This window comes from Anaerostipes sp. CAG:276, assembly GCF_000432215.1.
GTDB classification, from domain to species: domain Bacteria; phylum Bacillota; class Clostridia; order Lachnospirales; family Lachnospiraceae; genus Anaerostipes; species Anaerostipes caccae.
In genome coordinates, this window is record NZ_FR889188.1 from 60,496 (window position 1) to 72,626 (window position 12,131).

Annotated in this window: 11 protein-coding genes; 2 read left to right on the top strand and 9 right to left on the bottom strand. The window is 40.0% G+C overall.

Going from position 1 to position 12,131, the window contains the following annotated elements; genetic code table 11:
• Positions 1-668: 668 nt before the first annotated feature.
• The 4 genes from QVP35_RS07960 to QVP35_RS07975 form a co-directional block, all read right to left on the bottom strand.
• On the bottom strand, positions 669-1,724 hold the full coding sequence (locus tag QVP35_RS07960; protein ID WP_009289928.1) for an ADP-ribosylglycohydrolase family protein: 1,056 nt from the start codon (positions 1,722-1,724) through the stop codon (positions 669-671).
• Positions 1,725-1,740: 16 nt separating this feature from the next.
• On the bottom strand, positions 1,741-3,159 hold the full coding sequence (locus tag QVP35_RS07965; RefSeq protein ID WP_225103766.1) for a PTS transporter subunit EIIC: 1,419 nt from the start codon (positions 3,157-3,159) through the stop codon (positions 1,741-1,743).
• A 216-nt stretch (positions 3,160-3,375) separates the two neighbouring features.
• Entirely contained in the window at positions 3,376-4,200 is an 825-nt protein-coding gene (locus QVP35_RS07970; RefSeq protein ID WP_009289930.1) for a PRD domain-containing protein, read from the bottom strand.
• A gap of 47 nt (positions 4,201-4,247) precedes the next feature.
• Positions 4,248-4,778, bottom strand: a complete 531-nt coding sequence (locus tag QVP35_RS07975) for a PTS sugar transporter subunit IIA (RefSeq protein ID WP_022260996.1) — start codon at positions 4,776-4,778, stop codon at positions 4,248-4,250.
• 383 nt (positions 4,779-5,161) lie between these two features.
• On the opposite strand from QVP35_RS07975, the gene QVP35_RS07980 reads away from it, so the two are divergent.
• Positions 5,162-6,088 carry a helix-turn-helix transcriptional regulator gene (locus tag QVP35_RS07980; protein ID WP_187115088.1) on the top strand — a complete coding sequence of 309 codons (927 nt, stop codon included), beginning with the start codon at positions 5,162-5,164 and terminating at the stop codon, positions 6,086-6,088.
• On the top strand, positions 6,085-6,708 hold the full coding sequence (locus QVP35_RS07985) for a uracil-DNA glycosylase family protein (RefSeq protein WP_009289932.1): 624 nt from the start codon (positions 6,085-6,087) through the stop codon (positions 6,706-6,708). The genes QVP35_RS07980 and QVP35_RS07985 overlap by 4 nt, the downstream gene beginning before the upstream one ends.
• A 439-nt stretch (positions 6,709-7,147) precedes the next feature.
• On the opposite strand, the gene rpsI is transcribed toward QVP35_RS07985, so the two are convergent.
• The 5 genes from rpsI to truA form a co-directional block, all read right to left on the bottom strand.
• Positions 7,148-7,540: a 30S ribosomal protein S9 gene (gene rpsI, locus QVP35_RS07990; protein ID WP_006568524.1), complete on the bottom strand. Its 393-nt coding sequence runs from the start codon at positions 7,538-7,540 to the stop codon at positions 7,148-7,150.
• A gap of 16 nt (positions 7,541-7,556) precedes the next feature.
• Positions 7,557-7,991, bottom strand: coding sequence for a 50S ribosomal protein L13 (rplM, locus tag QVP35_RS07995; RefSeq protein ID WP_006568523.1), 435 nt, complete (start codon positions 7,989-7,991; stop codon positions 7,557-7,559).
• A 174-nt stretch (positions 7,992-8,165) separates the two neighbouring features.
• Positions 8,166-10,550 carry a ribonucleoside triphosphate reductase gene (locus QVP35_RS08000; RefSeq protein WP_009289933.1) on the bottom strand — a complete coding sequence of 795 codons (2,385 nt, stop codon included), beginning with the start codon at positions 10,548-10,550 and terminating at the stop codon, positions 8,166-8,168.
• Between the two features lie 108 nt (positions 10,551-10,658).
• A complete protein-coding gene (locus QVP35_RS08005) occupies positions 10,659-11,351 on the bottom strand; it encodes an anaerobic ribonucleoside-triphosphate reductase activating protein (RefSeq protein WP_006568521.1) in 693 nt (230 codons plus the stop codon).
• On the bottom strand, positions 11,352-12,110 hold the full coding sequence (gene truA / locus QVP35_RS08010; protein ID WP_009289936.1) for a tRNA pseudouridine(38-40) synthase TruA: 759 nt from the start codon (positions 12,108-12,110) through the stop codon (positions 11,352-11,354).
• Between the last annotated feature and the right edge of the window lie 21 nt (positions 12,111-12,131).

Here is a 12,131-nt window from a genome sequence, read left to right on the forward strand (position 1 = left end):
AAAATAAAGATCACAGATACATTGCCCCGAAACCGGCACATTCCCTGTGATCTTTTTACGAAAGAAGTCTAAATTTAAAGAATAACAAAGTGGGCAAGCCCACTAAAGCTCCCCACCCACTCAATCTTTGAGGGGCTTGACAACTTTACGTGCCAGATGCGATTTGACGTAGTCAAATAATTTCCTTACGCATCTGTGTACAGCCTGCGGAGCATTTTTATTTCATGGGGAAGGTCGTAGATCTTTCCTATGAAATAAAAAACACAGCATTACAGCTATGTTCCAACATCTCTTTCCATCTATAATAAAGCGTATGAAACGGGTTTGTAAGGCAAAATATCAGATCAGTCTGCTTATATGCAGGCTGACAAAAGACAGACCGGCATATCCATACCTGTCGTCCCTGATCAATATTTTATTTTTCTGCAATGCTCATTCCAGAAACCCGTAACACCAAGACACCTCATTTCATTTCTTATTTTTTGTTTATTATAGTCTCTGCTTTTCATATTGTCAACATCCATTTTTATCCTGACACGCGTTGTCAGGGTTTGTCTGAGCATGATCAGGAAATAAAAAAACAGCCTCCTTTAAGTCTCTATCATATCAGACAGTTCTAAAGGAGACCGCTATAAGAATCAAAACAACATCCTAAGAAGTTTAAAGAATTACTTGGCATTCAAATAATTATTATGAGCTAAATCTGTCAGTTCTTCAGATACTTTATCAAAATCAAATCCTGTATTAGCCTTTTTAAACACTTCAAATTTATCACTGTCTATCCCTTCAAATCCTGTATATGCGCCGGCTAACATTCCCGCAATACATGCAATCGTATCGGTATCTCCGCCAATATTTGCTCCGCCGATGATTGTTTTCAATACATCTCCGGAACTTGCTAAGAAAAGACCAATGGCACATGCAGCAGAACTTTGAATAGATCCGTCATTTCCAACGCTTCTTTCCAATCTTTCCATCGCTTCGTCCATGTGATCTGAGGTTAAAGCAATTTCTATACTTTTAACAACTTTTTCATAAACTGCAAATCCCGGAGCAATTCTGGCTTCTTCCCTTCCAATTTCTTCTCCACGTTTCGCTCCGTAAAGACAAGCTTTCACAATAGAATATAAATCAGAATCTTCCATTAAAGCATTTGAGATACCACATGCAATTGCACATGCGCCCGAATATCCATGCTGTGTTCCATGGGACGGCTTAGTCATGGTAATTGCAACTTCTATGGTTTTTTCCAAATTTCCAGGAAACAGCAATCCTGCCGGAGCAATTCTCATCGCTGCACCATTGGAAGTACCACGGTCATATGTTCCGCCCGTTTTCCCCAATTCAACAGGATCTTTACCTGATTTTAAGTCTTCTATCAAATACCTTGTTGTTGGTCCTGCATTTCTTGGATAATACTTCGGATATTTTTCCGACCATTCTATCAAAGCATTTGCTGCATCATTTACCGTAAAATTTCCTTTAGATTTAATGACTGCCAATGCCATTTCATACATCTGAGATGTATCATCTGTAACTTCTCCCATCAGGTTATCTTTCACATAAAGATTTAAACTTGGATCCATAAAATCAGTAATTGGTCCCCCATAGTTTTTAATAATTTCATCTCTGCTCCAAGCCTCTGAAGGCGCCCCCATTGCATCTCCCATTCCCGCAGCTACTAAAGTCCCTTTAATCTTGTTATATAAATATTGTTTTTCCATAAAATCTATCTCCTTCTTATACAATTTCTGCTGTGTAAGCTTCTAATTCTTTCTTTTGTTTTTCTTCGATTGCCTTGTCAACTCCGAAGAAATAGGTTAATAAAAATGTCACGGAACAACCAACTAATGTTCCTATCATCAACCCTGTAAATCCTTTGCCAAAGAAAGCCGGCAACGTATATATACCAAACATAACCGGAGCGGTAATCCCTGCTCCACATGCTCCTGTAATAGCTCCGCCTACTGCGCCTCCTACTAATACAAAGTAGAAAGGCTTTCTATATTTTATATTTACCCCATACATTACCGGTTCAATTACTCCGCCGGAGAGTAAACTTGTTACTGTTAAAGATAACGCATTCTGCCGAACCGCTTTATTTTTAACTTTTAATGTAACGGCAAGTCCTGCTGCAATTTGACACATTATACTAGGAGCAAACGCAACTGTAACTCTGTCCACTCCCAAACTATCTATATTTGGGAACTGAATCAATGTCAGCACCAGCCAGTGCATACCAACAATTATGATTACTTGCCACAGTCCTCCGATTACTGCACCAGACAGCAATGGACTAAACTGATATAAACTATTGAATAAATTTACTAATACAGCACCGCCCCAATTCCCAATCGGTCCAATAATTAAGATTGCAATCGGCATTGTAATAATCAAAGCGATCACAGATGAAAATACTGTCTTAAAAAGTTTTGGCAGTAATTTATTTAATAATTTTTGAACATATGATAACAAAAGTATTGTCAGAATTGGCGGCAGTATACTTCCGGTATAATTTATATTCGGGACATTAATCCCCAAAAATGAAACCTGTTCATTTGCCTTGAATAATTCCATAAAACCTGGATGCAGCAGCAATCCGGTTAACATCAAAGCCAGTGCCTTATTAGCCTTAAATCTTTCCGCTGCGGACCACGCCACAAGAAACGGAAGGAAATAGAAAAAAGAATCTGATAATGTATTGACCAACTGATAAGTAGTGCTTTCCGGTGACGCACCCATAAATTTTGCTAAGACCAAAATTATTTTCAAAAATCCCATACCCTGCATCGCAGGAATTAATGGCGTAAAGATTGATGCTAATATGCTGAACAATTGATCTAAACGCCCCAAAATACTCTTTTTATCTTCCCCCTGATTTGTATCAGCAGCGCCTTTTTTAGTACCATTCAATTCATAATTACTAATAATATCTTCAAATACATCTGCCACATCTTGTCCAATAATAACTTGATACTGACCCCCGGAATATAATGAACTTGTTACTCCGTCCAGGTTATCAATGGTATCTTTATCTACTTTTTCTTTCTCTTTAAGAACAAACCTTAATCTTGTTACACAGTGCGTTAATGAATTGATATTTTCCACACCACCTACATTAGAAATAATGTTCTTACTTAATTTACTTGCTGACATCATGTTCACCTCCATTTTTGAATGAAACTTGTATACATAAATTATTTTTATTGTTTACATCTTTATCCCCCCTTATAATTGACATCAATTAAATAAAAAAGCCTCAAGGCAGCAAATGATAAATATACTAATATTTATCATTGGTAATGCCTCAAGGCAGAGTTACAATCCAATGCGGAAAAATATATAAATTTTAGGGTAATACGTGACATGCGTTCTTTAGTTATTTAAAATCCTATTGATATGAACCAATAAATATAATTGATCCTCTTCGCTGTATTTCAACTTTAATGTTTTTTTTAAATAGCTGTCTATTTTCTTAAAACATCCATACGTATCCGGAAATTGAGCTTTTATAGATTTAAGAAGCAATTTTGTAGAATCTGAAACTTTCTCTTTTGGTTCTTTCACACGCTGTACAAAATACTTTAAGTGAATCACAAATCTGGAATAGTCAATACTATCCTGATCAATTTTAAAATCAAAGCTTTCTTCCACGATTTTAGTTATCTCTTTAAGAATCTTCGTAACTTTTATTGTATTATTCATATCGTTTTGCATTCCTTCTGCATTGATAATATGCAGTGCAATGCTTGCTGCCTCCCCTTTCGGAAAGCGAATCTGTAAATCCTCCTCTATCATATCCAGAGCTTTATATCCAATCTCCATTTCTGTTTTATATAAATATTTTATATCATTGGTTAATGGATTGGTAATATCTATGGATTTCTTTAATCTTATAACACCAAAATTAATATGGTCGGCTAGCATAAATGCCAGACTTGGATTTAGTTCACAACCGACTTTACTTCTTGCATAATCAACAATTTTAGATGAAACATTAAAAATATCTTCAGGAATTTCAGATAATAATTCCAAATAGCCTGGATCAATATCATAAAAAGTTTTACTAATCAAAGACAAGTCGTTTAATTCATAAGGAATTTCGTGGAATCCAATTCCTTTCCCGAAAATTACTACTTCTTTTCCCTTAGGATCTACCCCTAATGCAACGTTGTTATTAATTTTTTTAGTAATCCTCACAAAGAAATCCCCCCCTTCTTCTTAAAATAAATAATTTTAATGTTTATCTATTCACTCTTGGTATACTTTATCACTTCTGACTTACTGCGCTCTACTTCTTTCCCTGTATTTTTAAACTCTAATTTAAAATCCCCAGTATTTGTTATAATCATCGGCGTAGTTAAATTCACTGACTTCTCTTTCATAAAATTCCTGTCAATTCTAACTAATGGTGTTCCTACTTTTACCTTTTGATCCGTCTTAACGAATACTTTAATGCCTTCCCCATTAAGCTCCACAGTATCTAATCCAATGTGTATAATTATTTCAATCTCTCCGCTTTTTATGCCAATTGCATGAGAGGTATCCGCAACCATAACTACTGTCCCGTTACATGGAGAACATATCATATCATCCTCATAAATGAATGCCACACCGTCCCCTATCATTCTCTCTGAAAACACTTTATCCGGAACTTCTGATAAATCTATACACAATCCATTGACTGGTGACATCATAACACCATCTGAATTTTTATTCTTATTAAAAAAGTTAAACATATTTCCCCTTTCCACAAAGAACAAAGTGGGCAAGCCCACACCTCAACTCCCAACCCTCAATCTTTGAGGGCTTGATAACTTTGCGTGCCATATACGATTTGCCGAAGGCAAATGATTTCCCTGCGCATCTGTGTACAACCCGCAGAGCGTTTTTATTTTATTAGGAAAGACCGCAGAACTTTCCTATAAAATAAAAAACTCTTCTCAGCACACCTAATACACTAAAGGTAATGCCTCGAAGAGTTACAATCCTATCTATGCCCTCATTATAACATCTTATCAAAAATAGTCAATATATTTTCACGGATTTGAAAAGGAAAATTTATCATAATTTTACACTTACAATTATCGCCCCATTTTGTTTATTCTGTATCCTGACACACGTTGTCAGGGTTTGTCTGATATAATAGAGAGACAAGGAGGTGAAACGATTGCATGAAAGCCGCTTATTCAAAATCCTTTACTATCTGTTGGAAAAAGGACAGGCAACTGCACCTGAACTGGCCTCAAAATTTGAAGTATCTGTGAGAACCATTTACCGCGATATTGATGTAATGAGCAGTGCAGGTATTCCAGTGTATGCCGCCGCGGGAAGGGACGGCGGTATTAAACTGTATGATGATTTTATCATCAGCAAAGCTTTGCTGTCTGAGTCTGATATTCAGGATATCTTTATCGGTCTTCAGAGCTTATCCGCTGCCCAATATTCCGATCATGAAGGTACATTAGAAAAACTAGGTGCTCTTTTTAAGAAGACAAATACAGACTGGATTGAAATTGATTTTTCCCGCTGGGGAGCCTGCGTTCAAAAAGAACATGAAATCTTTTCTCTGCTGAAAATTTCTGTTTTAAAAAGGCAGGAAATTGTATTTTGTTATTATAATTCCAGGGGAGAGGTCAGTGAAAGGCGGTGCCGTCCGATAAAATTATTATATAAAGACAGATCGTGGTATTTGTTTGGATTCTGCTGCAAAAGAAATGATTACAGATTATTCCGTGTCTCAAGGATGAGGAGTCTGAAGCTCACAGAAGTTATGTTTGATGAAATTCCTCATGATAATTTAAACATTTGGCCGCTGCCTGAGGACATGGAAGTATTATGTGAAATAGAACTTCGGTTTCCATTGGACATGGGGCATAGGGTTTTAGATATTTTCAGTGAAGAGGCGATCATACAAAACGATCAACAGTTTATTGTAAAAGCATCACTTCCCCGGAACGAATGGCTGTATGAAATGCTGTTATCTTTCGGAGAAAAAGTTGAAATTGTACACCCGATAAGCTTAATAAAAGAAATCATAGAGCGCTGCGAAAAAGCCCTCAGCCATCACAAAGGAGCAGAATCATGAATATAAAAAAAAGTTTACAAAGCATAGATGCTTCGGGCAGTAATTTTTATTTCAATGACGTCGATGTTATCCCGGAGAATATCAAAGCTGTACTTATTAATGAAGTCGTCCCCAATGATCCTGAGAACGATTTCTATGGAAAACAGGATGGAGAATACCTTTCTGCTGTTATCCGTCTTTTCCAAAATGCAGGAATAACAGTGAATACCGCAGAAGAGCTGCTGGATTTGGGTATCTATATTACAAATGCAGTAAAGAAACCAAAATCTCACACTTCCGTTGAAAGAAGCATGATCGAAGAAAGCCTGCCTTTTCTTGAGAAGGAGCTCGCCTTATTTCCTAACGTCCAGGTAGTCGTGCTTATGGGGGATGTGGCAAAAAAAGCAGTGAATATGATCGCTAAAAGAACAACGAAAAGAAATGTGATTCCTGCTGTTTCAACATACAAACTGCGCCACAGCGAAATATACTATAAAAATATACGGCTAATGCCCTCCTATATTATGACAGGAAAAAACATACTGATTGAAAAGTCGAAATTTCAGATGGCTTGTGAAGATATTTCTAACATGATTAATATGATCAATCGTGATCCTGTATTTCATCTTCATCAGCAATGAATTCTTTACAAACTTTCAAATTAGTGGTATATTTTAAGTAGAAAAAGGAACAACCGCCCGCAAGGGGGATTGACCTGTGAAAGAATTAGAAAATTCCACCCTGACACCTGCCAAAGTTTCAAGGGTGGTTTTTCTATGCGTAACTAATGACTAATCAAATATATGAAGGTCAGTAGTGCAATCAAAAATAATCCGAACTGCATCAAGTCAATAAAACTGAATTTGTTCTTCATTGGCACCACCTCCATTCTATGTAGAATGAAGGTCAAACCACCCTGTAACACGGTTGTTCCATAACCAAATTTTATCACATCATTTTAATTATTACAATTTCAAAATTGTATATTTTAGTAAAACTTTATATTTTTCAACAAAACAGAAACCCCACGAAAACTTGCTGTTTTCATGGGGTTGATTAATTCTCTTATATAATTTTTTATTATCGTTTTGAGAACTGTGGTGCACGACGTGCAGAACGAAGTCCCGGTTTCTTTCTTTCCTTCATACGTGGATCTCTGGTTAAGTATCCTGCTTTCTTTAATACCGGACGGAAGTCTCCGTCAACCTGTAATAAAGCTCTGGAAATACCGTGGCGGATTGCTCCTGCCTGTCCTGTAAAACCACCGCCGATAACATTAACTAAAACATCGTATTTTCCGAGAGTGTCAGTAGCAACCAATGGCTGGCGTACGACTACTTTTAATGTCTCTAATCCTAAATATTCGTCGATATCTCTTTTATTGATTGTGATTTTTCCTGTTCCTGGTACTAAATATACTCTAGCGATACTGCTTTTTCTTCTACCAGTTCCGTAATATTTTGCTGTAGCCACTTAATCGTCCTCCTTCTTAATACTTGATCTCTAATGCTTTTGGCTGCTGAGCCTGATTGTTGTGCTCTGCGCCTGCATATACGTGAAGTTTCTTAATCATTGCTCTTCCCAAAGGACCTTTTGGAAGCATACCTTTTACTGCAAGATAAATAACATCTTCAGGCTTTTTCGCCATTTTTTCTTTTAAAGTCGTCTCTTTCATTCCGCCTACATAATCAGAGTGATTGTAGTAGATCTTCTGGTCTAATTTCTTTCCAGTTACCTGGATTTTATCTGCATTCACAACGATCACGTTATCGCCTGTGTCGATGTGAGGAGTATAAGTCGGCTTATTCTTTCCTCTTAAAACTTTTGCGATCTCTGATGCTAAACGTCCTAATGTATGTCCTGTGGCGTCAACTACATACCATTCTCTTTCAATTGTTGATGGGCTTGCCATAAAGCTCTTCATGGTTCTTCCTCCTAAATTTCTCAATCAATGTGTCTTCTATATAAAATACTCCCTCCGGGGCATTGGGGTAAGCATTTTCTTTTATGTCACATTTTCATATTATATAACACTGACCGGGGTGTGTCAATAAATTTTCTCCAAAAATTATGAAACAAAATTGGACATACCCTGTGATCAGCCGCAATGATTTTGTTCTGCATACTTCTTAATATTGGAAACATTACAGTGCGTCTCGAATTCGTCCCCACGCAGTACGACCAGAGACGGAGCCTGCATAATACCGTATTCCTGCACCAATTCCTGATGTTCCTCGGCATCCACGATTTCAAATGGAATCCGGGAACTTTTAAGGACCTCTCCGGCCATCTTACAGTTCGGACAAGTTTTGGTTGTAAACAGAAGCATTTTCTGGGCTTCTTCCATCTTCTTTTCCGCCTCTGAGGCAAAGCTTATGTCTTTTTTCGGAGTCTTGGATGCTTTCAGAACAGAATTTTTGGGATCGTACAGTTTCCTTTCTTTATATTCCTGCTGTTTTCCATCGTTCCAGTTCTGGACCGGCCGGTAGTAGCCCGTAATCCTGCTGTACACTTCTGTCTTCTCCCCGCAGTCCGGACATTCATAAACCTCCCCGTTTATATAACCGTGATTGCTGCATACAGAATAGGTCGGTGAAATCGTATAATATGGAAGGCGGTAATTTTCTGCGATCTTTTTCACCAGAGCCGCGGCCGCTTTCCAATCCGGAAGTTTCTCTCCGAGGAATGTGTGGAAAACGGTCCCTGATGTATATAATGTCTGTAATTCATCCTGAATATCCAGCGCATCGAAAACATCGTCCGTATATCCCACAGGCAGATGAGAACTGTTTGTGTAGAATGGTGTTCCTCCATCCTCAGAAGCCGTGATGATGTCCGGGAACTCTGCCACGTCATGCTTTGCCAAGCGGTATGTCGTAGATTCGGCCGGAGTCGCCTCAAGATTATAAAGGTCACCGTATTCTTCCTGGTAATCTGACAGGCGGTTTCTCATATGATTCAATACTTCCTTAGCAAATTCCTGTGCCTTTTCTTCGGTCAGATCCGCCTTGATCCAGCCGGCATTGAGGCCCGCTTCATTCATTCCGATCAGCCCGATGGTAGAAAAGTGATTGTTAAAAGAATCCAAATAACGTTTCGTATAAGGATACAGTCCCTCATCGAACAATTTCGTGATGATCGTTCTTTTTATCTTTAAGGATCGTGCTGACACATCCATCAAATGATCCAGCCTGTGATAGAAATCTTTTTCATCTTTAGAAAGGTAAGCAATCTTAGGCAGATTGATCGTAACCACTCCTACAGATCCGGTGCTCTCTCCGCTGCCGAAAAATCCCCCTGCTTTTTTACGCAGTTCTCTTAAATCCAGGCGCAGACGACAGCACATACTGCGCACATCACTCGGCTGCATTTCACTGTTAATATAATTAGAAAAATACGGAGTTCCGTATTTGGCGGTCATTTCAAACAGAAGCCGGTTATTTTCCGTGTCAGACCAGTCAAAGTCTTTTGTAATAGAATAGGTAGGGATCGGATACTGGAAGCCCCGTCCTTCGGCATCCCCTTCGATCATGACTTCGATAAAGGCCTTGTTCACCATGTCCATCTCTTTTTTGCAGTCTTTATACCGGAAGTCCATCTCTTTGCCGCCAACGATCGCAGGGAGCTCCGCCAGATCATCCGGCACGGTCCAGTCCAAAGTAATATTAGAAAAAGGAGCCTGGGTGCCCCATCGGCTCGGAATATTAACACCGAAAATAAAGGACTGCACACATTTTTTCACTTCATAGTAGGACAGATTGTCTGCCTTTACAAACGGTGCAAGATATGTATCAAAAGAGGAGAATGCCTGGGCTCCGGCCCACTCATTCTGCATGATGCCAAGGAAATTGACCATCTGATTGCACAGTGTGGACAAATGCTTCGCCGGTGCGGAGGTAATCTTACCTCGCACGCCTCCCAGCCCCTCCTGGATCAGCTGCTTTAAAGACCAGCCCGCGCAGTAACCGGTCAGCATAGAAAGGTCGTGGATATGAATGTCCGCATTCCTGTGGGCATCGGCAATCTCATCATCATAGATCTCGGAAAGCCAATAATTCGCCGTGATGGCCCCGCTGTTGCTTAAAATCAGTCCCCCGACGGAATATGTCACGGTAGAGTTTTCTTTTACCCTCCAGTCACTGGCTTTCACATAACTGTCCACCAGCTCTTTATAATCCAGAATTGTAGACTTCATATTCCGGATCTTTTCTCTCTGTTTTCTGTATAAAATATATCCTTTTGCCACATCGGCATAGCCTGCCTGGATCAGCACAGACTCCACGCTGTCCTGAATGTCTTCAACCGCGATCACATCATTTTTTACTTTCGGCTCAAAATCTGATGTGACTTTAAGCGCCAGCAGATCGATCACACTCGGATGATACTGTTTTTCTTTGGCTTCAAATGCCCTTGTGATGGCAGTGGATATCTTCTGGATATCAAATTCTGCCTTGGTTCCGTCTCTCTTTATTACATAATACATGACTCACACACCCCATTCTTTCTATATGTTCAACACTTAAAATTATAGCACCATATAAAACAAAGTCAACATATTGTATGTTTTTATCTATACAGGCACAATATATTGTTATAATCCCCTTAATTCTACATTCGGCACTTTTTCTCTCAAAATATCCGCCAGTGTCTCCATTTCTTCCTTCCCATAGGCACTGAGTCTCAAATCCGGTACATGATCAGAGGGTTCAAAACTCTGAAGGAAATATGGTTCATCTCCGGAAATCCACTCTCCGATCTCTTCGATATCCTCCCCGCTGTGAAGTTCCCTCACCACCGTGGTACGAAACTCAAACGGTACATTTCCTTCCATGAGGAATCTGACGCTCTCCTCCACCGGTTCTATCTGAAATGCTTCCACTCCCGCCGTGGCAGCATATTTCTTTTTGGAATTTTTTATGTCCATGGCCACATAGTCCAAAAGGCCCTCTCCGACCAGCCTTTTGAGCCTTTCCGGAAAGCTTCCGTTGGTATCCAGCTTCACCAGATAGCCGAGTTCCTTCATCTCTCTGATAAGCCCTGAAAGTCCGGTGTGAAGCAGCGGTTCTCCTCCGGAAATACAGACTCCGTCCAGGATTCCTCTCCGCTTCCTTAAAAAGGCCAGCAAATCTTTTTCTAAAAGCCCCGGCTCCTCCTTCCGCGGAGAGATCAGCTCAGCATTGTGGCAGAACGGGCAAAAAAAATTACACCCGCCGGTAAATACCGTGCAGGCGACTTTTCCCGGATAATCCAGGAGTGTTGACTTTTGCAGTCCCATAATCTTCATCTAATCCGCTTCCTTTTCTTCACCCATGTAATGTATGTTGATGAGTGTCAGTCCTTTTGCCGGAGCATTTGGACCTGCCTTTCCTCTCTTCGGATGCAGGAAAAGTTCCCTGACCCACTCCGGATCCCTCCTGCCCCTTCCGATGGAGATCAGAGTTCCTGCCATCATCCGCACCATGTTATATAAAAATCCGTTTCCCGTGACTCTCATGGTAATATACCGGCCGTTCTGCCTCACTTCGCACTCATAGATCGTGCGCACCGTGGTCTTTGTAGGACTCCCTGTGGTAGAAAAGCTTAAAAAGTCATGCTCACCTAAAAAGCAGCGGGCAGCTGTACGCATACGCTCCACATCCAGCGGCACATACACGAAGTGATGGTGCCTTGCCGTGACCGGGTTATCAAATTCTGCATTGTAAATCGTATACTCGTAAGTTTTCCTCGTATCCTGATATCTGGGATGGAAATCGTCTTTTACTTCACTGGAAGACTGTATAACAATATCATCCGGCAGCCTCTGGTTCAGAGCCCTGGCGATCCTTTCACCCGGAATCTCCGTCTCCGTGTCAAACACTGCCACATTCCCGAGGGCATGCACCCCGGAGTCGGTGCGGCTGGCGCCGATCACCGTAATCTCTTCTCCCAGAAGACTGCCAAGCTTCTCATTGAGAACCCCTTCTATGGTCGTATCCTTTGGCTGTATCTGCCAGCCGCAGTAATTTGTCCCGTCATATGCCACTTCTAATTTTATCCGTTTCATAGATCACCTCACGCCTATCTT